We start from the raw sequence: 23,506 nt of genomic DNA on the forward strand, positions 1-23,506 counted from the left end.
GACCCTGACCGACCGGCCGGAATGCCGCGGACGCGGGGGCCGGGGCCGGTGGGGACACCGGCGGTACGGCACTGATCTGTCACGAAGGCCGCCCACGGGCACCGGCTGCTTGTGACGTGGGCGAGACTTGGTCCGTGGCACCGACTGACGAGGACTACCTGGCACCGCCCGCGGACGGCGACGATCCGTCCGCGCCGTCCGACCGGCACGCGGCACCGGCGACGACACCACCCGGCCGGGCTCCGGCCTCCGGGGCCGTCGCTCCGGCCGGCCGGATGCCGCGCTGGCTGCCGCGCGCCATGGTGCTCGCGCTCGCGCTGATCGCCGCGTTCCAGCTGGGCAGCTGGGCCTTCCACCAGTTGACCGCACTGTTGATCAACATATTGATCGCGTTCTTCCTGGCCCTCGCGATCGAGCCGGCGGTGAGCCGGATGGCGGCCCGCGGGATGCGCAGGGGGCTCGCCACCTTTCTGGTCTTCCTCGGGCTGACCGTCATCGCCGCCGGTTTCGTCACCCTGCTCGGGTCGATGCTGGCCGGTCAGATCATCAAGATGATCGAGGGTTTCCCGGACTACCTGGACTCCCTCATCAACTGGATCAACAACTCCTTCCACACGGAACTCAAACGGGTGGACGTCCAGGAGGGCCTGCTCCACTCCGACTGGCTGCGCAAGTACGCGCAGAACAGCGCGGCCGGTGTCCTCGACGTGTCCGCGCAGGTCCTCGGCGGCCTCTTCCAGCTGCTGACGATCGGACTGTTCTCGTTCTACTTCGCCGCCGACGGCCCCCGGCTGCGCCGCGCCCTGTGCTCCGTCCTGCCGCCCGCCCGCCAGGCCGAGGTGCTGCGCGCGTGGGAGATCGCCGTCGACAAGACGGGCGGCTATCTCTACTCGCGTGGCCTCATGGCACTGATCTCCGGGGTCGCGCACTACATCCTGCTCGAGTCCCTGGGCGTGCCGTACGCGCCCGTGCTCGGTGTGTGGGTCGGCCTGGTCTCGCAGTTCATCCCCACCATCGGGACGTACCTGGCGGGCGCCCTGCCGATGCTGATCGCGTTCACCGTCAACCCCTGGTACGCGGTGTGGGTGCTGGCCTTCGTCGTGGTCTACCAGCAGTTCGAGAACTACATGCTCCAGCCCAAGCTGACCGCCAAGACGGTGGACATCCACCCGGCGGTCGCCTTCGGTTCCGTCATCGCGGGCACCGCACTGCTCGGTGCGGTCGGCGCGCTGATCGCCATCCCCGCGGTGGCCACGCTCCAGGCGTTCCTCGGGGCGTACGTGAAGCGGTACGCCGTCACGGACGACCCCCGGGTGCACGGGCACCGGGGCCGGCCGGGCGGTCCGGGAACGCTCACGCGCGTCCGACGGCTGTGGTCCGGCCGTTCCGGCGCGCAGGAGCGGCCGTAAGGCGGGGCGGTGACCGCGACGGGGCCGGTAGCCGCGACGGACTGGCGGTGACCGCGACAGACCGGCCGTGACCGCCACGTACCGGCGGTTGACCGCCGTGGTCGCAACGGGCCGCCGTGGTCGCCCGGCCGCGGCCGCACGGTCGCACGGGGCGCGTCGGCCGAGGCCACTGAGCCACCCTGCGGGAGCCCTGCCCGGCCCGCGTGGTGAGCTTGACACAAAAATCGAACATCCATTCATATGGAGGCTCAGGCGAGGCTTTCGGTGGGGCGACCATGTCCCGGTTCGAGGGCAGATGCCCCTCGGTTATCCACAGGCTGGGCCTGCGTCGGGGCGCATTGTCAGTGGCAGGCGTTAGCGTCTTTGACGTGAAGCGATCGACTCAAGCAAACCGGGTGGAACCCATGGCAGGAACCGACCGCGAGAAGGCGCTCGACGCCGCGCTCGCACAGATTGAACGGCAATTCGGCAAGGGCGCGGTCATGCGCATGGGCGATCGGTCGAAGGAGCCCATCGAGGTCATCCCGACCGGGTCGACCGCGCTGGACGTGGCCCTCGGCGTGGGCGGCCTGCCGCGCGGCCGTGTCATCGAGGTCTACGGACCGGAGTCCTCCGGTAAGACGACCCTGACCCTGCACGCGGTGGCGAACGCCCAGAAGGCCGGCGGCCAGGTCGCGTTCGTGGACGCGGAGCACGCCCTCGACCCCGAGTACGCGCAGAAGCTCGGCGTCGACATCGACAACCTGATCCTGTCCCAGCCGGACAACGGCGAGCAGGCCCTGGAGATCGTGGACATGCTGGTCCGCTCCGGTGCCCTCGACCTGATCGTCATCGACTCCGTCGCGGCGCTCGTCCCGCGCGCGGAGATCGAGGGTGAGATGGGCGACAGCCACGTCGGTCTCCAGGCCCGTCTGATGAGCCAGGCGCTCCGGAAGATCACCAGCGCGCTCAACCAGTCCAAGACCACCGCCATCTTCATCAACCAGCTCCGCGAGAAGATCGGTGTGATGTTCGGCTCCCCGGAGACCACGACCGGTGGCCGGGCGCTGAAGTTCTACGCCTCGGTGCGACTCGACATCCGGCGTATCGAGACGCTGAAGGACGGCACCGACGCGGTCGGTAACCGTACCCGCGTCAAGGTCGTCAAGAACAAGGTCGCGCCGCCCTTCAAGCAGGCCGAGTTCGACATCCTCTACGGCCACGGAATCAGCCGCGAGGGCGGCCTGATCGACATGGGCGTGGAGCACGGCTTCGTGCGCAAGGCCGGCGCCTGGTACACGTACGAGGGCGACCAGCTCGGGCAGGGCAAGGAGAACGCGCGCAACTTCCTGAAGGACAACCCCGACCTGGCCGACGAGATCGAGAAGAAGATCAAGGAGAAGCTGGGCGTGGGCGTCCGGCCGGAGAAGCCCGCCGTGGAGCCGGGCGCGGACGCGGCGGTCACCACCGCGGCGGCCGACGACGCCAAGTCGGTGCCCGCCCCGGCAGCCGCCAAGGCCGCCAAGCCCAAGGCCGCCGCAGCCAAGAGCTGACCCGTGACACGACGAACCGACTGGGCCGAGTACGAGTACGCCTCCCACGGCGCCCCTCGGGGGAGGGGCACCGGGGACCGGCCGGGCTCCGCCACGGACGGTGACGACGGGCACCGCGGCGACGGACACCGGGGCGGGTATCCGGACGACGGCTACGGCGAGCCCGGGGAGCGTGGGGCGTACGGCGAGTACGGCGGGCGCGACGTCCACGGCGGATCCGACGCGTACGGGGCCACCGGCGGACACGGGGGCGACGGCGGTGGCCACCCGGAGTCCGCGGACGGTGGGCCGCGAAGGGCCGGCTCGCCCGGCCGTGGCGCCGGAGCCTTCGGCGGCCCGCGGGGTGACGGCTCGCGGGGTGACGGCGGCGGGCGTGGCCGGCGGCGCGGTTTCGGGGACGCGCCCGGTGGGGACGAAGACGCCCTTCCCTCGTCGAGGGCCGAGCGGGGGGAGTCTTCAGGGGACCCGGCTGAGCGGGCGCGGGCGATCTGCCTGCGCCTGCTCACCGGGACCCCGCGCACCCGAAAGCAGCTCGCGGACGCCCTGCGCAAGCGGGAGATCCCCGACGACGTCGCCGACGAGGTGCTCTCCCGGTTCGAGGAGGTCGGACTCATCGACGACGGTGCCTTCGCGGACGCCTGGGTGGAGTCCCGGCATCACGGCCGCGGGCTCGCCCGCCGGGCACTCGCCCGGGAGCTGCGCACCAAGGGGGTCGACTCGGCGCTGATCGACGAGGCCGTCGCCCAGCTCGACTCCGAGCAGGAGGAGGCGACCGCCCGCGAACTCGTCGCCCGCAAACTGCACGCCACGCGCGGCCTCGACCGGGACAAACGGCTCCGGCGCCTCGCCGGCATGCTCGCCCGCAAGGGCTACTCCGAGGGCATGGCCCTCCGCATCGTCCGCCAGGCCCTGGAGGAAGAGGGCGAGGACACGGAGTTCCTCGGGGGCGGGGACCTCTTCTGACGCGGCCCTCCGGGACCGGCCGGCGGGGACCGGCGTCGGGGTGGGGTTAGCCCCCGCCGAGGACGCCGGGCCGCCGCAGTGCTCTCCCACACCCGCACCGGCGAGTCTGTACGCGCGCCCAGCGCACGTCACCGCCGATGCGTACAACAGAAGAGAGCCCGTCCCCATGATGCTGCGTTACGCCCTGCAGACGGTCCGCGCCCGCAAGGCCGGATTTCTCGGCGCCTTCCTCGCCCTGATGTGCGCCGCGGCTCTGATCACCGCGTGCGGCACCCTGCTCGACACCGGCCTGCGCGGCACCATCCGGACCGAGCGTTACGCCGCCGCTCCCGTCGTGGTCTCCGCCGACCAGTACGTCCACCGGACCACCGTCAAGCACAAGAAGGGCAAGACCAAGGTCAAGCACAAGGCGAAACCCATCGCCGAGCGGGCCTGGCTCCCCGCGCACCTGCGCGGCACCCTCGCCCGCACCCCCGGCGTGGCCCGGGTCGTCCCAGAACTCACCTTCCTGGCACAGCCGTTGACCCCAGCCGGCACCGCCGGCCGTACGGCCTACGGTCATGCCTGGGAGTCCGCCGCGCTGACGCCGTACCGGCTGACCACGGGCAGTGCCCCCGAGACCGCAGGTGACCTCGTCATCGACGGTGCCCTCGCCGCGCGGGCCCGGCTGCGCCCCGGTGACCGGCTCACCGTGCAGACCACGCAGGCCCCGCGCAGCTACCGCGTCACCGGCATCGCCGCCCCGGCCACCGCCGTACGCCATCAGACGTCCCTGTTCTTCTCCGCCGCCGAGGCCCGCCGGCTGGCCGCGCACCCCGGGCAGGTCACCGCCTTCGGTGTGCTGCCGGTGAAGGGGGCGGATCCCGAACAGGTGCGCCGGGCCGTGGCGCGGGCGCTGCACGGCACCACGGCCCAGGTCAGCACCGGCGACGCCCGTGGGCCCGTCGAGTTCCTGGACGCGGCTGCCGCCCGCACCCGGCTGGTCAGCATGGGCGGCGCCATGGGCGGCACGTCGCTGCTGGTGGCGGTGCTCGTCGTCGTCGGCACCTTCGCGCTGACCGTCCAGCAGCGCCACCGGGAACTCGCCCTGCTGCGGGCCATCGCCGCCACGTCCGGGCAGATCCGCGCCCTGCTCGGCCGGGAGGCGCTGATCGTCGGCGCGGCGGCGGGCACGGCAGGCGCACTCCTCGGGCTGCCGCTGGGCGGCTGGTTGTACGCCCGGTTCGTCGCCCTGGGCGCCGTACCCGACACGCTGGAGCGCGCCGTCGGTGTCTTCCCGCCGCTCGTCGCTCTCGCCGCCACCCTGCTCGGTGCCTGGACCGCGGCCCGGATCGCCTCCCGCAGAATCGCCCGGATCCGTCCGGCCGAGGCCCTCACCGAAGCGAGGGCCGAGCGCGCCCGGCCGGCCTGGGGCCGGATCGCCGCCGGGCTGCTGTTCCTCTCCGGCGGAGTCGTCCTCGTCGTCGTCCTCACCTTCCTGCGCGCCGAGCCCGCCTCGACTCCCGTGACCTTCCTCGCCGTCGTCGTCCTGTCCACCGCCGTAGCCCTGCTCGGCCCCCTCCTGGTCAAGGCCGCCGCGCTGCTGCTCGCCGGCCCCCTCCGGCTCACCGGTCACGGCGGCAGGCTCGCCACCGCCAACCTGCGCGGCAACGCCGCCCGCATGGCCTCGGTCGTCACCCCCCTCACCCTGCTCATCGGCATGACCTGCACCGTCCTGTTCGTGCAGTCCACCCTGGGGGACGCGGCCCGCACGCAGGTCCGCGAAGGTGTCCGGGCCGACTGGGTCGTCGCCGCCCGGGGCCCAGGCGTCCCCGGTGAGGCCGCCGAGCGGCTGCGCGCCCGGCACGACACCGTCACCGAGGTGGTCCGCACGACCGTGCGCGTCGGACTCGACAAGTACCCGGCGCAGGGCGTCACCCCGGAGGGCCTCACCCGCACCTGGGACCCGCTGGTCACCGATGGTTCCCTCGGCCGGCTCGGCCCCGGCACCGTAGCGGTCAGCGAACTGGCCGCCGGCCAGCAGCACGTCAGGCCCGGAAGCACCCTGAAGCTCACACTCGGCGACGGCACGCCCGCCACGCTCACCGTCGCCGCCGTCTACGCCCGGGGTCTCGGCTTCGGCGATCTCACCTTCGCCCACGACCTCGTGGCCCGACACGTCGACAACCCGCTCGCCTCCTCCGTCCTCGTCCGCACCGCCCGTACACAGACAGAACTCGCGACTACACTCCGTGAGTTCCCGGGAATACGGATTCTTTCTCCGGCCGCCGCCGACGCCCTCCAGGCCGACCGGCAGCAGACGAACGCCGAGGTCAACTACCTCGCCATGGGACTGGTCCTGGCGTTCACGGCCATCGCCGTCGTCAACACGCTCACCATGTCGGTCGCCGAGCGTGTCCGGGAGTTCGCCCTGCTCCGCCTCGCCGGCGCGACCCGCCGTCAGGTGCTGCGCATGCTGCGGACCGAGGTGCTGTCCGTCCTGCTTCTGGCCACCTCGCTCGGAAGCGGTATCGCGCTCGCCGTGCTCACAGCGTTCAGCGTCGGCATGACGGGCCGGGCGGCCCCCACGGTGACCCCGCTGCTCTACGCCACCGTCGTCGCGGTCGCCGGTCTCCTCGCCCTCGTGGCCGCCGCGGTGCCGGGACGCACGGTGCTCCGGGTGCGGGCGGTGACCGTGGCCACGGCGAAGGAGTAGCACCGGCACCGCCCGTGGGCCGGCGCGGCGGTGAACCCCCGGCCGGTCCGCGGGGTTCACCGCCGCGCGTGAGGCACAGCCGACGCGTGGCTCAGGGGCGCGCCGGCTCCACCGGCAGCCCCTCCGCGCGCCAGGCCTGGAAGCCGCCCACCAGGTCCGTCGCCCGGTGCAGGCCCAGTTGGTGCAGGGACGCGGCAGCGAGGCTGGAGGCGTAACCCTCGTTGCAGACGACGACGACCCGCACATCGTGCCCCGTGGCCTGCGGGACACGATGGCTGCCACGCGGGTCCAGCCGCCACTCGAGTTCGTTGCGCTCGACGACGAGGGCGCCCGGGATCAGCCCGTCGCGCTCCCGCAGGGCCGCGTACCGGATGTCCACCAGCAGCGCCTCACCGGCCTGAGCCGCGTCGTACGCCTCACGTGCCCCGATGCGCCGGTAGCCCGCCCGCACGCGGTCCAGGAGGTCGTCGATGCCCAGCGGCGGTCCGCCCGGCACGCCCGTCGCCTGCGACTGCTCGATGGTGCCGCTCACTGCCAGTCCTCCGGGCGTTCGACCTGCTCCAGGCGCAGCACCTGGCCGGTGCGACTGTAACGGCGGATGCGGGGCAGCGGCGGGTGGTAGGCGTGGACGGAGATCGCGTGTCGGTCACGGGACTCGTTGAGCACCTCGTGCACATGGTGCCGGCCGAACGCGCGGCCCTTCCCGGCGGACAGCCGCCGGGTGCGGTCCACGCCCTCGGTGAGTTCCAGCGTCTTCCAGCCGTCGGTCGGCAGCCGGGCGGCGAGGGAGTGTTCCGTGAGGTCGCCGGAGGCGGTGACGAACGCGCCGACCGAGTCGGCGTGGTCGTGCCAGCCGGTGCCGGTGCCCGGCGGCCAGCCGATCAGCCAGGCCTCGCTGCCGCCGGGTCCCTCCAGCCGCACCCAGGTGCGGCCCTCGGGGTCGAGCGGCAGGGAGGCGATCAGTTCCGCGTCGGCGGCCGTGCGCCGGGCGAAGTCGAGGAGGTCGGCCTGGGTGGGTGCCGCGGCGGCGACAGGGGACGCGGCAGCGGGCAGGGAGGGGGAGGGGACAGACACGTGCACCGTCCTGGAGCAGGTTCGCGGACACGGGCGCGCGACGGCGCCCGGAAAGGGGGGAAGAACGCGAATTCAGCAGGACGGGCGACACACGCAGCCCGCGTAGCGGACGAGGTCCATATGGACCCTCCGCCACAGGCGCACACAGGTGTCGGTCACGATCCGGAGTACAGCACGCCGCCGCACTGCGGTCAACCGACAGTCACCCTGTGGACCGAGGGTGAGGGGCGCGCGGTCAGCGCGCGCCGGAACCGGCCTCCGCCCCCTCCTTCGCCGCACCGCCCAGCGTGGCCTCGGCCGCCGCGTACAGGTCGGCCGGGCGGACCCCGCCCAGGGCCGTGACCAGGTGACCGTCGGGGCGTACGAGCAGCACGCTGTGCGCCGGCGCACCCGGGTAGCTCTCGGCGACCAGCAGCTCGGCCGGGTGCGGCAGCGCGGTCACGGCCGCCGCCAGCCGGGGCATCACCCCGGCGGACACCCAGTGTCTGCGGTCCCAGACACCCGTGCCGGGCGCGATCAGGACGACGAGCAGCGCACCACGGCCGAGCCGGTCGCGCAACCGGACGAAGGACCCGTCCTCCGCCGTGACCCGGACATCGGCCACCGGCGCGCCGGGCAGGGTGTCGACCGCGATCTCCGCCGCCAGCTGCCCGGGAGCGAGCGGCGAGCCGGCGTACGACCCGGGCCCGCCCAGCGGACCGCGCCCCAGATGGCCGTCCGTGAGCAGCGCGTCATGACTCCGGGCCGCGCCGGGGACGATGTGGCGCAGCCCGCCTCCGCCGCGCAGCACCGGCAGCGCCTGGTCGGCGGCGCGCAGCCGGGCGGCGACCACCGCGCGCCGCTCGGTCTGGTAGCTGTCCAGCAGGGCCTCGTGCGGGCCGTGATGCCAGGCCGCGCCCAGCTTCCAGGCCAGGTTGTCGGCGTCCCGGAGACCCTCGTCGAGCCCTTGCGTGCCCAGCGCGCCGAGCAGATGCGCCGCGTCCCCGGCGAGGAAGACCCGGCCGGCGCGCCACCGGCGGGCGAGGCGGTGGTGCACCGTGTGGACACCGGTGTCGAGCAGGTCGTACACCGGCGTGGAGCCGCCCGACCAGCCCGCGAGAGTCTCGCGGACGCGGGCCAGCAGCACCTCGGGCGTGACCAGGTCCTTGCCCGGCGGCAGCAGCCAGTCCAGGCGCCACACACCGTCCGGGAGGGGGCGGGCGGTCACCTCCCCGGCCGGGGGCCCGGACTGCCGCCACGGGGGCATCCGGTGAAGCAACGCGTGAGCCTCCCAGGGAAGTTCCACGCGCAGTGCGGCGACCGCGTGCCGCTCCACCGCCGTACGGCCAGGGAAGCGGATGTCCTGGAGCTTGCGCACGGTCGAGCGGGGGCCGTCGCAGCCGGCCAGATAACTGCCCCGCCACCAGGTGCCGCCGGTGCCGCGGGTGCGCGCGGTGACGCCGGAACGCTCCTGCTCGATCGCGTCCAGGCGGCTGTCGGCGACCACCCGTACCAGCGGCTCGTCGGCCAGGGCCGCGCGCAGGGCGTTCGTGAGAACGTGCTGGGCGATGTGCAGCGGGGCCGAGGGGCCGGCCTCGTCGAAAGCGACCTCGCTCATCACCTGCTTGCGCCGCAGGGACCGCCATCCGGCCCAGCGCACGCCCTGCTCCGCGAGCGCGACCCCGGTCAGCCGCTCCAGCAGGGCGGCCGTGTCCTCCCGCAGGACGACGGTGCGCGCCGGACGGGGTTCGTCCTTGCCGGGGCCCTCGTCCAGGACGAGGGCGGGGACGTCCTGACGGGCCAGCAGCAGGGCGAGCGTGAGCCCGACGGGCCCCGCTCCGACGATGATCACCGGGTCCATGACGCGGCGCCCCCTGCCCGTGACGATGCCCTGACGGAGACGAGTGAACAGGAAGGTGGAGCGGGGTGCACGATCACACGAGGTATGCAACCCATTGGCAGAGTTTGCGTCAAGCGACAGGAGGCAGTGGCGATCACGCCACTGCCTCCTGGTGGTGCATTCGGGTCTGATCGGGTGTCAGGCCGCGATTCCCGTCGCCGTGGTGCCCGTGATGTCCGCCACGTCCTGGGCACCGAGCACCGCGCCGGTCGACTTCTTGCGCCGCCGCAGCCGGCCCTCCAGCCAGCTCGCGAACGAGGTCAGCGAGAAGTTGATGACCACGTAGATGACGGCGACCACCGTGAACGAGGCGATGGTGTTGGCACCGTAGTAGCCGCTCGCGGTGTTCGCCGAGGCGAGCAGCTCGGGGTACGTGAGGACGGCGCCACCGAGCGCGGTGTCCTTCACGATGACCACCAGCTGGCTGACGATCGCCGGGAGCATCGCGGTGACCGCCTGCGGCAGCAGGACGAGCCGCATCACCTGGTTCTTGCGCAGACCGATCGCCATGGCCGCCTCGGACTGACCCTTCGGCAGGGCGAGGATGCCCGCGCGGACGATCTCGGCGAGCACCGAGGCGTTGTACAGCACCAGGCCGGTGACGACCGCGTAGAGCGGACGGTCGTCCGAAGTGACGTTCGTGTACTGGGAGTACAGGGCCAGTCCGAAGATCATCAGGACCAGTACCGGGATGGCGCGGAAGAACTCGACGACGATCGCGGCCGGGACGCGGATCCACGTGTGGTCCGAGAGCCGCGCGATGCCGAGGACGGCGCCCAGCGGCAGGGCGATGACCATCGCCGCGGCCGCGGCCTTCAGCGTGTTCTCCAGGCCGGGCCAGATGTACGTCGTGTAGGCCTCGGAGCCGCTGAGATACGGCTTCCACAGCACCCAGTCCAGCTGGTGTTTGTCGTCGAGGGCCGAGTACACCCACCAGCCGACGGCCGCGAACGCGACTACGAAGAGCGCCGTGAAAAGGACGTTGCGCCGCTTGGCGCGCGGCCCCTGGGCGTCGTACAGGACCGAGGTCATCGCTTCACCGCCACCTTCTTGCCCACCCAGCCGAGGATCAGGCCGGTCGGCAGGGTCAGGCAGCAGAAGCCGAAGGCGATGATCGCGGAGATCAGCAGCAGCTGCGCCTCCTTCTCGACCATGTTCTTCATCAGCAGCGCCGCCTCGGCGACGCCGATCGCCGCCGCCACCGTCGTGTTCTTCGTCAAGGCGATCAGGACGTTGGTGAGCGGCAGGACGGCGGCCCGGAAGGCCTGCGGCAGCACGACCAGGAACAGCACCTGGCTGAAGCTCAGGCCGATGGCCCGCGCGGCCTCCGCCTGGCCGACCGGCACGGTGTTGATGCCGGACCGGATCGCCTCGCACACGAAGGCCGACGTGTAGACGATCAGACCCAGCACCGCCAACCGGAAGTTGACCGTGTCCGTCTGGTCGGATCCGAGGCTGACGCCCAGCGTCTGGTAGAGGCCGAGCGAGGAGAACAGAATGATCACCGTGAGCGGGATGTTCCGCACGATGTTCACGTAGACGGTGCCGAACCCGCGCATCAGCGGCACCGGGCCCACCCGCATGGCGGCCAGCAAGGTGCCCCAGACCAGGGAACCCACGGCGGACAGCAGTGCCAGCTGTACCGTCGTCCAGAAGGCTCCCAGTGCGTCGTAACCCTCAAAAATGTCGAACACGATCTCCCGCGCTTCCGCGTGTTGGGGATGCCCGGACGCGCCGCCCGCACGGACGGCGCATCCCCGGGCGTTGCCTCAGCTCTTGACGTCGCCGATCTTCGGCGCGGGCTCGTTCTTGTAGCCGGCCGGACCGAAGTTCTTCTTCACGGCCGATTCCCAGGAACCGTCGGAGACCATCTGCTCCAGCGCCTTGTTGATCTTCGCCTTGAGGTCGCTGCCCTTCTTGACGCCGATGCCGTAGTTCTCGTTGGTCATCTTCAGGCCGCCCAGCTTGAACTTGCCCTTGAACTGGGCCTGGGAGGCGTAACCGGCGAGGATCGAGTCATCGGTGGTCAGAGCGTCGATCACCTTGTTCTGGAGACCGGTCAGGCACGCGGAGTACGTCGGGTACTGCTGGAGCTGCGCCTTGGGGGCGAGCTTGTCCTTCACGTTCTGCGCCGACGTCGAGCCGGTGACCGAACACAGCTTCTTCTTGTTGAGGTCGGCCGGCGTCTTGATGCTCTTGTCGTCCGCGCGGACCAGCACGTCCTGGTGGGCGAGCAGGTACGGGCCGGCGAAGTCGACCAGCTTCTGGCGCTCCGGGGTGATCGAGTAGGAGGCGGCGATGAACTGGACGTCACCACGCTGCAGCATGGTCTCGCGGTCGGCGCTCTTCGACTCCTTCCACTCGATCTGGTTGGCGCTGTAACCGAGCTTCTTGGCGACATAGGTGGCCACGTCGACGTCGAAGCCCGCGTAACCCTGCGGGGTCTTCTGGCCGATGCCCGGCTGGTCGAACTTGATACCGATGGTGATCTTCTTGCCACCGCCGGAGGAGCCGTTGTCGTCCTTCTTGTCGCCGCCGCACGCGGTGGCGGACACGGACAGGGCGAGGAGGACGGCCGAGGCGGCGGTGACCTTGCGGAGCTTCATGGTGAACATCCTTCTGAGTGGTGGGAGGCGAGGCCCTGAGCGCGGGGGCCGCGAGCGGCCGACGCCGTCAGTGGTGCAGGATCTTGGACAGGAAGTCCTTGGCCCGGTCGCTGCGCGGGTTGCTGAAGAACTGGTCGGGCGTGGCCTGTTCGACGATCCGGCCGTCGGCCATGAAGACCACGCGGTTCGCGGCCGACCGCGCGAAACCCATCTCGTGCGTGACGACGATCATCGTCATGCCCTCCCGGGCGAGCTGCTGCATCACCTCGAGGACCTCGTTGATCATCTCGGGGTCGAGGGCGGAGGTCGGCTCGTCGAAGAGCATGACCTTCGGGTCCATCGCCAGCGCCCGCGCGATCGCGACACGCTGCTGCTGGCCGCCGGACAGCTGCGCGGGGTACTTGTCGGCCTGGCTGCCCACGCCGACCCGGTCCAGCAGGGCCCGCGCCTTCTCCGCGGCCTGCTTCTTGTCCGCCTTGCGGACCTTGACCTGGCCCAGCATCACGTTCTCGAGCACGCTCTTGTGCGCGAAGAGGTTGAAGGACTGGAAGACCATGCCGACGTCCGCCCGCAGCCGGGCCAGCTCCCGGCCCTCGTGCGGCAGGGGCTTGCCGTCGATCGTGATCGTGCCCGAGTCGATCGTCTCCAGGCGGTTGATGGTGCGGCACAACGTCGACTTCCCGGACCCGGAGGGCCCGATGACCACGACGACCTCGCCGCGGGCGATCGTCAGGTCGATGTCCTGGAGCACGTGCAACGCGCCGAAGTGCTTGTTGACGCCGCTCAGGACGACCAGGTCGTCGGACGTGGCCACGTCTTCCTTGGCCACCGATACTTTGGTCATCGCTCTCAGGCTCCGTCCTCCTCGGGTTTCCGAGGACAGTAGTGAGCGGCTGTGACCTGCGTCATCACATCTGAGGGGAACTTGAGCATCACGATCCGATAGCAATCGGACACATGTCGTAGCACGCGTCGCGGCGCACGTATCGGCCGGGTAACGGAAGCGACGGGCAACCCGAACCCTCTTGACGCCGTCCTCTCCATCGGCGTCACTGCCATGGTGCACGCGCGCGCGTGCGGCACAAGACCCGCGATCGCCGGGACCGTACGACCACTGAAAACGGAGGGGGCCGGAATGAGACTGCTCCTCGTCGAGGACGACAACCACGTCGCCGCGGCCCTGTCCGCCGTCCTCGCGCGGCACGGCTTCGACGTCACCCACGCGCGCAGCGGCGAGGAAGCGCTGCAGGCACTGGTCCCCGAGAGCGACGGCTTCGGCGTCGTCCTGCTCGACCTCGGCCTGCCCGACCAGGACGGCTACGAGGTGTGCGGCAAGATCCGCAAGCGCACCAGCACCCCGGTCATCATGGTCACCGCGCGGTCCGACGTCCGCTCCCGCATCCACGGGCTCAACCTGGGCGCCGACGACTACGTGGTGAAGCCGTACGACACCGGGGAACTGCTCGCCCGTATCCACGCCGTCGCCCGGCGCACCCTCCACGAGGACCCCGCCGGCGGCGGCGAGGACGCCCTCCTCCTCGGCTCCATGCGGATCGAGCTGCCCACCCGCCAGGTCAGCGTGGACGGCACGGTGGTCCAGCTGACCCGCAAGGAGTTCGACCTGCTCGCGCTCCTCGCCCAGCGGCCCGGGGTGGTCTTCCGGCGCGAACAGATCATCAGCGAGGTCTGGCGCACCAGCTGGGAGGGCACCGGCCGCACCCTGGAGGTGCACGTCGCCTCCCTGCGGGGCAAGCTCCGCATGCCCGCGCTGATCGAGACCGTACGCGGCGTCGGCTACCGGCTCGTCGCCCCGGCCGCCTAGCGGGGACGGGTGCGCACACGCCTCCTGCCGCTGCTCATCGTCCTGCTGGCGGCGGTCCTGCTCGCGCTCGGCGTCCCGCTCGCCGGCAGTGTGGCCGCCGCCCAGCAGCAGCGGGTCGTCGTCGACCGGATCGACGACACGGCACGCTTCGCGGCGCTCGCCCAGTTCGTCACCGACGGGCCCAGCGGATCCCGCCGCACCACCACGGACGAGCGCCGGGAGAGCCTGCGCAGCGAACTGGACAGCTACTACGGCGTCTACGGCATCCGCGCGGGCGTCTTCTACCGCAACGGCTCCGCGATGGCGAACGCGCCCGGCGACTGGTTCGTACCGCGGACCGGAGAGGTCCGCGAGGCGTTCGACGAGGCGCTGCTCAGCCGGCGCAGCCACGACCCGCGGCAGGTGTGGCCCTGGCAGCGCACCCGGCTCGTCGTCGCCTCACCGGTGATCAGGGACGGGGACGTCGTCGCGGTCGTGGTGACCGAGTCGCCCACCGGGCAGATGCGTTCCCGGATCCTGCGCGGCTGGCTGCTCATCGGGGCCGGCGAGATCGCGGCCATGCTGCTCGCCGTCGGCGCGGCGCTGCGGCTGACCGGCTGGGTGCTCAGACCGGTACGGGTCCTGGACGCCACCACCCACGACATCGCCACCGGCCGCCTGAAGTCCCGGGTCGCGGTCGCCGGGGGGCCGCCGGAACTCAGACGGCTGGCCCGCTCGTTCAACGAGATGGCGGACAACGTCGAGGCCGTGCTGGAGCAGCAGCGCGCCTTCGTCGCCGACGCCTCGCACCAGCTGCGCAACCCGCTCTCGGCGCTGCTGCTGCGCATCGAACTGCTCGCCCTCGAGCTTCCCGAGGGCAACGAGGAGATCGCCTCCGTCCGCACCGAGGGCAAACGCCTCGCGCAGGTCCTGGACGACCTGCTCGGCCTGGCGCTCGCCGAGCACGCCGAGGCCGACCTCCGGCTGACCGACATCGGCGCGCTGGCCGAGGAACGGGTGGCCGCCTGGTCGCCGGCCGCCCGCGCCCAGGGCGTACGGCTGACCGGGGACTGCCCGCCCACCACCGCCTGGGCCGACCCGATCGCCCTGTCGAGCGCCCTCGACGCGGTGATCGACAACGCCGTGAAGTTCACCCCCGAGGACGGCACGGTGGAGGTGGTCGTCCGGGCCGACGGCGACACCTCCACGATCGTCGTCACCGACACCGGCCCCGGTCTCACCGACGAGGAACTCGCGCGCGTGGGCGACCGTTTCTGGCGCAGCGGCCGGCACCAGAACGTCCGGGGGTCGGGCCTGGGCCTGTCCATCACCCGCGCCCTGCTCGCGGCGGGCGGCGGCTCGATCGCCTACGCCCACCACGAGCCGCGCGGGCTGCGCGTGACGGTCACGGTCCCGCGGCACGCGGAGACCCGTCAGGCGGCTTCCCCAGGGCCCAGGGTCCCCTAGGGTTTCATCGACCGGTAGTAGCGCCGGGCGCCCTCCTGGAGCGGGAGCGGGTCGGTGTAGATGGCGGTGCGCAGATCCACCAGCTGGGCGGAGTGGACGTGGGCGCCGATGCCGTCCCGGCTCTTGATCACCGTACGGGTCAGCCACTCGGTGAGCCGGGGGTCCAGGTCCGTGCGGGTCATCAGCACGTTGGACACCGCGATCGTCGGCACCTGCGCGCCCTGCTGCGCGACCGGGTAGGCCGACTCGGGGATGTTGGTCGCCCGGTAGTAGCGCGCCGCCTCGCCCTCGCTGTGCAGCCGGGCGATGAGGTCGTCGTCGATCGGCACGAACCGGAAGGCCGCCTTCTTCGCGAGGGTGACCAGCCCCTTCGTGGGCAGGCCGCCCGACCAGAAGAACGCGTCGATCTTCCCCCGCTGGAGCTGGTCGGGCCCGGTGTCGATGCCGTCCGCCACCGGGGTGATGTCCTTCACCGGGTCGATCCCGGCGGCGCGCAGCACCCGGTCGGCGATCAGGCGTACCCCCGAGTCGGGCAGTCCGGTCGCCACCCGTCTGTGCCGCAGGTCCGCGACGCTTCTGATGCCGGAGCCGCGGGGCACGACGAGATGCACGTAGTCGTCGTAGAGCCGGGCCACACCGCGCAGCCGCCCGGCACCCCTGCCGTGCCGCAGCTCGTACGTCGCCACCGCGTCGGCCGCCGCGATGGTGAAGTCGGCCCGCCCGGTCGCCACCCGCTGGACGTTCTCCTGCGAACCGGCGCTGTTGAGCAGCTTCACCTTCAGGCCGGGCATGTCCCTGGCCAGCTCGGCGCGCAGCCGCTCGCCGTACTCCTGGTAGACCCCGCGGGGCGTACCGGTGCTGAACACGATCGTCCCGCTCGGCGGCTTCTCGCCCAGGGGCAGCAGCCACCCCAGCAGCAGCCCGAGGGCCACGACACCGGCGGCCACGCCCTGGAGCGCCCGGCGCCTGCTGATACGGGGGAACGTCTTGGACATGCGGCGATCCTGCCAGCCGAAGCGCGGCGCTGACCAGGGCCGTGGCCGTTCCGGGGCCGGCCGCGGCCGGCGGGCCCTGTCAGTGGCGGCCGTTAGAGTCCCCGCATGAGCACTTCGCCCGCCCGTCTCGTCCGTGAGTTCCACCGCGCGTTCGGACTCGACGCCCGCAGCACGCCGACGGAGGTGGACCCCGCACTGGCGGCCCACCGCGGGGAACTGCTCGCCGAGGAGGCCGCGGAGGTCGCCGAGGTCGCGGTCGAGGGCCCGCTCGACCGGCTGGCGCACGAGCTGGCCGACGTCGTGTACGTGGCGTACGGCACGGCTCTGGTGCACGGCATCGACCTCGACGAGGTGATCGGCGAGATCCACCGCGCCAACATGAGCAAGCTCGGCCCGGACGGTCAGGTGGCCCGCCGGGCCGACGGCAAGGTCCTCAAGGGCGAGCACTACCGGGCGCCGGACGTGTCGGCCGTACTGCGCCGTCAGGGCTGGACACCGGACGGCGCGGCCTGACTCCGGCGCCGGGACCCGTCAGCAGCGGCCATCCGAGAGCGGGTTTCCGGGGCCGGACGTGAGGTGTCCCGCGAAGGCCGGTGTGCCGACGACGTCGACTCGCTCACGGCGACCGGCATGCGACCGGACGGCGCCCGTCGGACCGGACCGGCCGCCGGCACGGTCGACAGCGGGGCGAACACCGGGCGACGTCCGGGCCGGCCGTTCACCCGGTCCGGGGACCCCTGCTTTCCTGAGGTCGTCGGGGGGACGGCGGGGAGGGGGCGGGGTGGACGTCGGGGGAGTGACCGCGCCCGTGGTCGCGGTCGTCGGGGTCGTCGGGACGCTGCTGTCCGCGCTGCTGACCCAGCGCGCGGCCGACCGCAGCCGCCGGCGGGAACAGGCACGCGTCGAGGAGGCGCGGGAGCGGCGCCGGCACGCCCAGGAGCTGCGGGCCTGCTACGTCGCTCTGAACACCGCCGCCCGGCACTATCTCGCCGCGCTCACCGACCAGGTGTACGCGCTGGGCCGAACCGCTGAGCTGCGGGCCGTACGTCAGCGGCTCACGGAGGCGCGCGACCAGTACCGGGACGTGTACGCGGAGGCCCAGATGCGGGTGCCGGAGCAGGTGCTCGACCTCGCGGGCAGTCTCAGCCACGACCTCGGCGCTGTCTACGGCATGGTCCGGCGCCTGGACGACGGCGTCCCGCGCGCCGGGGACTCGCCGGCCGCCGTGCAGGAGAGCATCGAAGAACTGTGGGGCCGGCTCCGGCGGATGCGGCGCGAGATGCGCACCGAACTGGGTGCGTTCCGGGCGGATCCGGGGCGTTGACGAGGACAGGAGCGGGATCCTTTCGCCGAGGGCGCCGCGCGTCGGCATAGTGGCGCAGGCCCCCGGGGCGGCGCTGGCCCGGCGCGACGGGGGACGGCGACGGAGCCGGTGACGGCCACAGTGACCGCGACGGTGACGGTGACCGCGTCGGTGAGGGCGACAGCGGCGGCGACGCCAGAAGGGAGGCAGGTGTGGACGAAGGGGACGCGGGATCGGCGGAACGGCTGCTCGTCCTGATCGGCGAGCACCGCGACACCATCCGCGAGGCACTGGACGACGAGGAGTACGCACTGCTGGTGTCCAGGCTGACGGCACTAGCCGAGGCGGCACCGGACGAGGACAGGGCGGTCCGCAGGGCACTCCAAGGCGTCCGGCGGGCGCTGGTGCCGCTGCCGCCGGACCATCCGGTACGCGCGGAACTGGACTCCCTGCGCGCGGTCGTGGTGCCGCCCGGACCGGGGGCCGTGGCCGGTGCGCGGGAGCTGATGGCCTGGTTCCGCCTGCCGTCGCCGGTAAGGGAACCGCCGTGCGGCAGGGACCCCGGGCGCGACCGGCTGCTGCGGGAACCGGCCCTGTCGGCCGCCGAGGCGCGGGCCCGCTGCGGCGGCGCGCCGCCCCCGGAACTGATCAGACTCCGCGATCCCCGGGACGGCGACCGCTACCCCGAGTTCCAGTTCACGCCCGGTGGCGGCACTCCGCACGGCGTCGTCCTCGAGGTCAACCGCCTGCTGCTCGCGGACATCGACCCCTGGGGCGCCGCCTCCTGGTGGTTCAGCGGCAACACCTGGCTGCGTGGCACCCCCGCGGCGCTGCTCGGCCGGCTCCCCGACCACCGGCTGGTCGGCGCGGCCCTCGAACTGGCGGAGGGGGAGTGATGGGCGGCTTCTTCCCGATGATCGACCTGAAGCTGCGCCCCAACCGCAGGGTGATCCCGGCCGGCACGGAGCTGTGGCGGGTGCACCGGTCGATCCACGCGCCGGACGCGTTCAACCCGAGGCTCGCGGACATCCACTTCGACGGAGGCCGCTTCGACGGCACCGTGCTGGACCGGTACCACAGCCTGTATTTGGCGGAGACCGCGCTGACCGCGCTCGCGGAGAGCGTGCTGCGCTCCCGGCCCTTCGATCTGCCGGCCGGCGAGCGCACGATCCCCTACCGCGCCGTCTGGCAGCGGACCCTGAGCTGTCTGCGCACCCGCACCGACCTGACCCTGGTGTCGCTCGTCAGCGGTACGGACCTGGCCGCCGTCTGCCAGGACGCCACGCTCCTGGAGGACGAGGGCAACTACGCGAGGGCGCGCCGTTGGTCCAGCGAGATCCGCGCGCAGGCACCCGACGCCATGGGGCTGGTCTGGGAGTCGCGGCGCAACCGGTCCGAGCATGCCCTGGTGCTCTTCCACGACCGCTGCGAACGCCCCGGCGGCGGACCGCTGGAGGTGCTGACGGACCGGGGCATCGCGGACCTCGGATCCGAGGAGGGCCGGGAGCGGGCCGACGCGCTTCTCGCTCCGTTGCGGGCGAGCGTCTCCAAGCCCGAGTGGCCGTGCTGACCGGCGCGAGGAAACCGGGCCGCACCCGGCCACCCCCGGCCGCCACCCGTGCCGCCGCCCCGCGCCACCCCATGCCGCCCCGTGAGAGGTTGGTGGCATGACGAAGCACGTCGCGCTCCTGCGCGGGATCAACGTCGGCGGCCGTACGCAGATCGCCATGGCGGACCTGCGCGCCCTGTTCACCGCGCTGGGATGCGAGGCCGTCCAGACGTATCTGCGCAGCGGCAACGTGGTGTTCCGGGCCCCGGCCGGGCAGACCCCAGCCGAGCTGGCCGCGCGCATCGGGAAGCGGATCGCCGACGACCTCGGGGTGTCGGTCACGGTCCTGCTGCGTACCGCCGAGTCCCTGGCCCGCACCGTGGCCCGCAACCCCTACCTCGGCCAGGAGGACGACCCGGCCAAGCTGCACGTCACCTTCCTCGCCCAGGAGCCGACCGCCGAGCAGGCCGCCCGGCTGGAGGTGCCGGCCGGCGAGACCGCCGTGTTCACGCTGGCAGGTGACGAGATCCATCTGCACGTGCCCGACGGGTACGGCAGGACCAGGCTGGACAACGCCTTCATCGAGCGCCGCCTCGGCATCCCGGCCACCACCCGCAACTGGAGGACGGTGACCGCCCTGCACGAACTGGCGGCGCGGGACTGAGCCCACGGCCGTGGACCGGACCACCGCACGGCACCGTCCGGGCCGGGGTGACCGGCCCGGACCGCGGCGGACGACCTCCTGGCCGTCGGCGGTGACATCGTCGCCGGGTGACGTGCGTCAGGTGGTGCCCTGCGCCGTGACGCAGCCGATCGAACCGGCGGGGACGTCGTTGCCGGTCGAGGTGGCGGTGAAGCCGAAGGTGACGCTGCCGCCGGCGGGGACGACCCGGTTGTGGTCGGCGTTGCGGACCGTGACCGTGCCGTCGGCGCCGGTGGACTGGGTGCCGTTCCACAGACTGCTGATCCTGGTGCCCGCGCCGGGCCTCCAGGCCACGGCCCAGCCGTCGAGCGGTGCCGTGCCGTGGTTCATGACCTCGACGGAGGCCTGGAAGCCACCGCTCCAGGAGTTGACCACGGAGTACGTGGCCATGCAGGAACCGGTGTGCGGATCCGTGGGGGTCGGCGTCGGGGTCGGTGTAGGGGTGGGGGTGGGGGTGCCGCCGGAGGTGCGGATGCCCGTGACCTCGCCGTGGCCGCCGTCGAAGACGATGTCGGAGCAGGAGAAGAAGTTCTCCTGGCTGTCCGAGCGGACCCACTGGATGAAGACCAGGGCGTCCCCGGTGCGGCCGGAGGGCAGTTTCAGGTCCCAGGAGTAATGGCCGCCCTCGGTGCCGGGCGACCCCTGCTGCGGCGGGTTGGTGACCGTCTGGATCAGATCCAGGTCGGCCCAGCGCAGGGCGGAGGTGGGTGACCAGCCCTGCTTGGTCAGGTAGATCCGGAAGTCACCGGGGTGCGCCGCCCAGTTGCTGTACTGCGCCTGGATCGTCGCCCCGCTGGTCAGGTGGGTCCGCGGCCAGTCCGAGCGGGCCGCGTCGTAGGCGGAGAAGTCGTACGGGGACCGGTCGCCCGCGCTGCACAGGGTGCCGTCCGGGACGTAACCGGAACCCCGGCCACCGGCGTTGGAGTCGAGCACGGCGAACCAGTTGTACAGCGCCGTCGCCCCGCTCTTGGCCAGCGCGTCCCGGCAGGCCGGATTGGTGGGATCCAGTCCGCCGGTGGTGGTGTGCGCGTCCAGGTAGCACAGGTAGGTGCGGGAGCCGGGCAGCATCGCCACCCCGTGCGCCTGTGCGCTGCCCTGCCCCAGGAGGGTCAGGGCGAGTGCCGCCAGCAGCGTCGACAGGGCCGCTGCCACCGACAGGAGTCTGCCGCGTCGGACCATGTGGTGCTCCTTCCGTTTCGAGATCGGGCGGATGGTGCGCCCCGGACGGGTGCGGGTGCCGGGGTACGGGGGTGTCGCCGGAGCGTCGGTGCCGTGAGCCGGGGTGTGTTCAGCCGCCGGTGCAGTGCGGCGCCGGTGTGCCCGCGGAGCCGTTCGCGGTGAGGCCGAAGGTGGTGGTGGCGCCGGGGAGCAGGGAACCGTCGAAGGCGGCGTTGCGGACGGTGGCCCGGCCCTGCGCCGTCGTCAGTGAGCCGTTCCACAGGCTGGTGACGGTGGAGCCGGCCAGGTCCCAGTCGACCGACCAGCCCGTCAGCGGCTCGGAGCCCGTGTTCTCGACCGTGATCTCCGCCTGGTATCCGCCCTGCCACGCCGAGGCGGTACGGAACCGCGCGGTGCACGTGCCCGGCGTCGGGGTCGGTGTGGGGGCAGGCGTCGGAGTCGGGTCCGTGCCGGCGTACGTCAGCCCGTACCCGTACGGGAAGAGCGGGTCCTTGCCGTCGCCGTCGTTGACGGGCTCCTGGGAGGCGCCCCTCGGCCAGGACACCGGCAGCTTCCCGGTGGGGGCGTGGGTGCCGAACAGGACGTCGGACACGCCGGCGCCCTCCGTGCCGGGCAGCCAGGCGGCCAGCAGGGCCTTCCAGCCGGGCAGTTCGGCGGCGACGTCGAGCGGACGACCGGAGACCAGGACCACGACCACCGGCACCCCGCTGGCCTTCAGCCGGGCGAGGGTCTGCAGATCCTCCTGGTCCAGGCCCAGCCCGTTCGGCCGGTCGCCCCGGCCCTCGGCGTACGGGGTCTCACCGACTACGGCGACCGCGGCGCCGTAACCGGAGTCGATGCCGTTGCCGTAGCGGTCGTAGGTGACCCGGGAGGGGTCGGTGACGGCGGCGCGGATGCCCTGGAGCACGGTGGTGCCGTCGGTCACGGGACCGCTGCGGCCCTGCCAGCCGACGGTCCAGCCCCCGCTCTGGTTGCCGATGTCGTCGGCCGATCTGCCGGCGACGAACAGCCTGGCCGAACGCGCCAGCGGCAGGACTCCGCCGTCGTTCTTCAGCAGCACCTGGGACTCGCGTACGGCCTGCCGGGCCAGCTCCCGGTGGGCGGCCGAACCGACCGCCGACGTGTACGACCGGTCGGTGAAGGGCCGTTCGAACAGGCCCAGCTGGAACTTCTTGGTCAGGATGCGCCGGTTGGCGTCGTCGATGCGCGACTGCGTGATCCGGCCCGCGGTCACCTCGCCGCGCAGCAGGGTGAGGAACTTCCTGTAGTCGTGCGGGACCATCACCATGTCGACGCCCGCGTTGACGGCCGTGGTGATCTCGGCGCCGGTGAAGCCGCTCTGCCCGTCGAGCTGGTCGACCGCGGCCCAGTCGGACACGACGAACCCGGTGAAACCGAGTTCGCCCTTCAGCACGTCGGTCACCAGATAGCGGTTGGCGTGGGACCGGACGCCGTTCCAGCTGCTGTACGACAGCATCACCGCGCCCACGCCCCGGCGCACCGCCTCCTCGAACGGCGGCAGGTGGACCGCGCGCAGCTCTGCCTCGGAGACTCTGGTGTCGCCCTGGTCGACCCCGCCGGCGGTGCCGCCGTCACCGAGGTAGTGCTTGGCGGTGGCGAGCACCGATGCCGGTCCGGCGCCCAGGGTCTCGCCCTGGAGTCCGGTGACGAACGTGGTCATGGCCGTGGGCAGTGCGGGCGTCTCGCCGTACGACTCGTAGGTGCGGCCCCACCGGTCGTCGCGCGCCACGCACAGGCAGGGGGCGAAGTCCCAGTCGATGCCGGTGCCCGACACCTCCTCGGCCACCGCCCGCCCGACGCGCTGCACGAGCGCGGGGTCACGGGTGGCGCCGAGGCCGATGTTGTGCGGGAACAGGGTGGCCCCGCGGACCGCGTTGTGGCCGTGCACGGCGTCGATCCCGTAGATCACCGGGATGCCCAGCGGCGTGGTCAGCGCGGTGCGTTGCAGCGAGTCGTAGGTGTCGGCCCAGGTACGGGCGTTGTTGGGGCTGACGGTGGAGTCGCCGCCGGACAGCACGGAACCGATGCGGTAGGCGGCCAGATCGGACTGCGGGACGAGGGCGTCCTTCTCGATCTGCGTCATCTGGCCGAGCTTGTCGTCCGGCGTCATCCGGGACAGCAGGTCGGTGACGCGGTCCGGCACCGGTAAGGACGCGTCCTGGTAGGGGAGAACCGCGGTCGTGGAAGCGGCCACGGGCTCCGGCGCGGCGGCGGCCGGCACGGTGAGGGCCAGCGCCGCGACACACAGGGCCAGGGCCGTCGCCGGGCGGCGGCGGGCGGACGGGAGGCTCATGCGGGGGGCCTTTCCTGGAGGGATCGGCGACGGGGCC

22 protein-coding genes are annotated in these 23,506 nt (G+C 72.4%); 11 read left to right on the forward strand and 11 right to left on the reverse strand.

The window, feature by feature from the left end:
* Positions 1-275: 275 nt before the first annotated feature.
* The 4 genes from ACF1BE_RS08710 (at position 276) to ACF1BE_RS08725 (ending at position 6,599) form a co-directional block, all read left to right on the forward strand.
* Entirely contained in the window at positions 276-1,409 is a 1,134-nt protein-coding gene (locus ACF1BE_RS08710) for an AI-2E family transporter (RefSeq protein ID WP_392198572.1), read from the forward strand.
* 404 nt (positions 1,410-1,813) lie between these two features.
* Complete coding sequence (gene recA, locus ACF1BE_RS08715) at positions 1,814-2,941, forward strand: recombinase RecA (RefSeq protein ID WP_392198256.1); 1,128 nt, start codon at positions 1,814-1,816, stop codon at positions 2,939-2,941.
* A 3-nt stretch (positions 2,942-2,944) separates the two neighbouring features.
* The gene (gene recX / locus ACF1BE_RS08720) at positions 2,945-3,904 is read left to right on the forward strand and encodes a recombination regulator RecX (RefSeq protein WP_392198257.1); all 960 of its coding nucleotides are present in this window, start codon (positions 2,945-2,947) and stop codon (positions 3,902-3,904) included.
* A 166-nt stretch (positions 3,905-4,070) separates the two neighbouring features.
* Entirely contained in the window at positions 4,071-6,599 is a 2,529-nt protein-coding gene (locus tag ACF1BE_RS08725) for an FtsX-like permease family protein (RefSeq protein WP_392198258.1), read from the forward strand.
* A 91-nt stretch (positions 6,600-6,690) separates the two neighbouring features.
* Here ACF1BE_RS08725 and ACF1BE_RS08730 read toward each other — a convergent pair whose 3' ends face one another.
* The 8 genes from ACF1BE_RS08730 to ACF1BE_RS08765 form a co-directional block, all read right to left on the reverse strand.
* Positions 6,691-7,131 (reverse strand): rhodanese-like domain-containing protein, encoded by a 441-nt coding sequence (locus ACF1BE_RS08730; RefSeq protein WP_392198259.1) that lies wholly within the window; start codon positions 7,129-7,131, stop codon positions 6,691-6,693.
* Positions 7,128-7,673: a cysteine dioxygenase gene (locus ACF1BE_RS08735; RefSeq protein WP_392198260.1), complete on the reverse strand. Its 546-nt coding sequence runs from the start codon at positions 7,671-7,673 to the stop codon at positions 7,128-7,130. Before ACF1BE_RS08735 ends, ACF1BE_RS08730 begins: the two co-directional genes overlap by 4 nt.
* Positions 7,674-7,745: 72 nt before the next feature.
* The gene (locus ACF1BE_RS08740) at positions 7,746-7,952 is read right to left on the reverse strand and encodes a putative leader peptide (protein WP_392198261.1); all 207 of its coding nucleotides are present in this window, start codon (positions 7,950-7,952) and stop codon (positions 7,746-7,748) included.
* Positions 7,909-9,513 (reverse strand): FAD-dependent monooxygenase, encoded by a 1,605-nt coding sequence (locus ACF1BE_RS08745; protein ID WP_392198262.1) that lies wholly within the window; start codon positions 9,511-9,513, stop codon positions 7,909-7,911. The genes ACF1BE_RS08740 and ACF1BE_RS08745 overlap by 44 nt, the downstream gene beginning before the upstream one ends.
* Before the next feature lie 177 nt (positions 9,514-9,690).
* The gene (locus tag ACF1BE_RS08750) at positions 9,691-10,584 is read right to left on the reverse strand and encodes an amino acid ABC transporter permease (RefSeq protein WP_392198263.1); all 894 of its coding nucleotides are present in this window, start codon (positions 10,582-10,584) and stop codon (positions 9,691-9,693) included.
* On the reverse strand, positions 10,581-11,246 hold the full coding sequence (locus tag ACF1BE_RS08755; protein WP_392198264.1) for an amino acid ABC transporter permease: 666 nt from the start codon (positions 11,244-11,246) through the stop codon (positions 10,581-10,583). Before ACF1BE_RS08755 ends, ACF1BE_RS08750 begins: the two co-directional genes overlap by 4 nt.
* Positions 11,247-11,321: 75 nt before the next feature.
* Positions 11,322-12,158: a glutamate ABC transporter substrate-binding protein gene (locus tag ACF1BE_RS08760; protein WP_392198265.1), complete on the reverse strand. Its 837-nt coding sequence runs from the start codon at positions 12,156-12,158 to the stop codon at positions 11,322-11,324.
* A gap of 67 nt (positions 12,159-12,225) precedes the next feature.
* Positions 12,226-13,002 (reverse strand): amino acid ABC transporter ATP-binding protein, encoded by a 777-nt coding sequence (locus tag ACF1BE_RS08765; protein ID WP_392198266.1) that lies wholly within the window; start codon positions 13,000-13,002, stop codon positions 12,226-12,228.
* 291 nt (positions 13,003-13,293) lie between these two features.
* On the opposite strand from ACF1BE_RS08765, the gene ACF1BE_RS08770 reads away from it, so the two are divergent.
* On the forward strand, positions 13,294-13,980 hold the full coding sequence (locus ACF1BE_RS08770; protein WP_392198267.1) for a response regulator transcription factor: 687 nt from the start codon (positions 13,294-13,296) through the stop codon (positions 13,978-13,980).
* Positions 13,981-13,989: 9 nt separating this feature from the next.
* Positions 13,990-15,426, forward strand: coding sequence for a sensor histidine kinase (locus ACF1BE_RS08775; protein WP_392198268.1), 1,437 nt, complete (start codon positions 13,990-13,992; stop codon positions 15,424-15,426).
* Here the strand turns inward: ACF1BE_RS08775 and ACF1BE_RS08780 are convergent.
* Complete coding sequence (locus ACF1BE_RS08780) at positions 15,423-16,421, reverse strand: TAXI family TRAP transporter solute-binding subunit (protein ID WP_392198269.1); 999 nt, start codon at positions 16,419-16,421, stop codon at positions 15,423-15,425. The genes ACF1BE_RS08775 and ACF1BE_RS08780 overlap by 4 nt on opposite strands.
* A 105-nt stretch (positions 16,422-16,526) precedes the next feature.
* On the opposite strand from ACF1BE_RS08780, the gene ACF1BE_RS08785 reads away from it, so the two are divergent.
* The 5 genes from ACF1BE_RS08785 to ACF1BE_RS08805 all read left to right on the forward strand — a co-directional run bounded on the left by ACF1BE_RS08785 (position 16,527) and on the right by ACF1BE_RS08805 (position 19,937).
* Complete coding sequence (locus tag ACF1BE_RS08785; RefSeq protein WP_392198270.1) at positions 16,527-16,934, forward strand: MazG nucleotide pyrophosphohydrolase domain-containing protein; 408 nt, start codon at positions 16,527-16,529, stop codon at positions 16,932-16,934.
* Positions 16,935-17,202: 268 nt separating this feature from the next.
* Positions 17,203-17,745 carry a hypothetical protein gene (locus tag ACF1BE_RS08790; protein WP_392198271.1) on the forward strand — a complete coding sequence of 181 codons (543 nt, stop codon included), beginning with the start codon at positions 17,203-17,205 and terminating at the stop codon, positions 17,743-17,745.
* A 191-nt stretch (positions 17,746-17,936) separates the two neighbouring features.
* Positions 17,937-18,620, forward strand: coding sequence for a hypothetical protein (locus tag ACF1BE_RS08795; RefSeq protein WP_392198272.1), 684 nt, complete (start codon positions 17,937-17,939; stop codon positions 18,618-18,620).
* A complete protein-coding gene (locus ACF1BE_RS08800; RefSeq protein ID WP_392198273.1) occupies positions 18,620-19,294 on the forward strand; it encodes an RES family NAD+ phosphorylase in 675 nt (224 codons plus the stop codon). Before ACF1BE_RS08795 ends, ACF1BE_RS08800 begins: the two co-directional genes overlap by 1 nt.
* Before the next feature lie 97 nt (positions 19,295-19,391).
* Entirely contained in the window at positions 19,392-19,937 is a 546-nt protein-coding gene (locus ACF1BE_RS08805; protein WP_392198274.1) for a DUF1697 domain-containing protein, read from the forward strand.
* 117 nt (positions 19,938-20,054) lie between these two features.
* On the opposite strand, the gene ACF1BE_RS08810 is transcribed toward ACF1BE_RS08805, so the two are convergent.
* Positions 20,055-21,155, reverse strand: a complete 1,101-nt coding sequence (locus ACF1BE_RS08810; RefSeq protein ID WP_392198275.1) for a lytic polysaccharide monooxygenase — start codon at positions 21,153-21,155, stop codon at positions 20,055-20,057.
* Between the two features lie 109 nt (positions 21,156-21,264).
* The gene (locus ACF1BE_RS08815) at positions 21,265-23,469 is read right to left on the reverse strand and encodes a glycoside hydrolase family 3 N-terminal domain-containing protein (RefSeq protein WP_392198276.1); all 2,205 of its coding nucleotides are present in this window, start codon (positions 23,467-23,469) and stop codon (positions 21,265-21,267) included.
* Positions 23,470-23,506 lie beyond the last annotated feature (37 nt).

The organism is Streptomyces sp. NPDC014991 (assembly GCF_043080665.1).
GTDB lineage: Bacteria > Actinomycetota > Actinomycetes > Streptomycetales > Streptomycetaceae > Streptomyces.

What these genes read in the sequence shown, in the direction of transcription:
- ACF1BE_RS08710 (WP_392198572.1), top strand. Translation starts at nt 276, where the DNA reads ATGCCGCGCTGGCTGCCGCGCGCCATGGTGCTCGCGCTCGCGCTGATC.
- recA (WP_392198256.1), top strand. Translation starts at nt 1,814, where the DNA reads ATGGCAGGAACCGACCGCGAGAAGGCGCTCGACGCCGCGCTCGCACAG.
- ACF1BE_RS08725 (WP_392198258.1), top strand. Translation starts at nt 4,071, where the DNA reads ATGATGCTGCGTTACGCCCTGCAGACGGTCCGCGCCCGCAAGGCCGGA.
- ACF1BE_RS08745 (WP_392198262.1), bottom strand. Translation starts at nt 9,513, where the DNA reads ATGGACCCGGTGATCATCGTCGGAGCGGGGCCCGTCGGGCTCACGCTC.
- ACF1BE_RS08750 (WP_392198263.1), bottom strand. Translation starts at nt 10,584, where the DNA reads ATGACCTCGGTCCTGTACGACGCCCAGGGGCCGCGCGCCAAGCGGCGC.
- ACF1BE_RS08760 (WP_392198265.1), bottom strand. Translation starts at nt 12,158, where the DNA reads ATGAAGCTCCGCAAGGTCACCGCCGCCTCGGCCGTCCTCCTCGCCCTG.
- ACF1BE_RS08765 (WP_392198266.1), bottom strand. Translation starts at nt 13,002, where the DNA reads ATGACCAAAGTATCGGTGGCCAAGGAAGACGTGGCCACGTCCGACGAC.
- ACF1BE_RS08770 (WP_392198267.1), top strand. Translation starts at nt 13,294, where the DNA reads ATGAGACTGCTCCTCGTCGAGGACGACAACCACGTCGCCGCGGCCCTG.
- ACF1BE_RS08780 (WP_392198269.1), bottom strand. Translation starts at nt 16,421, where the DNA reads ATGTCCAAGACGTTCCCCCGTATCAGCAGGCGCCGGGCGCTCCAGGGC.
- ACF1BE_RS08785 (WP_392198270.1), top strand. Translation starts at nt 16,527, where the DNA reads ATGAGCACTTCGCCCGCCCGTCTCGTCCGTGAGTTCCACCGCGCGTTC.
- ACF1BE_RS08800 (WP_392198273.1), top strand. Translation starts at nt 18,620, where the DNA reads ATGGGCGGCTTCTTCCCGATGATCGACCTGAAGCTGCGCCCCAACCGC.
- ACF1BE_RS08805 (WP_392198274.1), top strand. Translation starts at nt 19,392, where the DNA reads ATGACGAAGCACGTCGCGCTCCTGCGCGGGATCAACGTCGGCGGCCGT.
- ACF1BE_RS08810 (WP_392198275.1), bottom strand. Translation starts at nt 21,155, where the DNA reads ATGGTCCGACGCGGCAGACTCCTGTCGGTGGCAGCGGCCCTGTCGACG.
- ACF1BE_RS08815 (WP_392198276.1), bottom strand. Translation starts at nt 23,469, where the DNA reads ATGAGCCTCCCGTCCGCCCGCCGCCGCCCGGCGACGGCCCTGGCCCTG.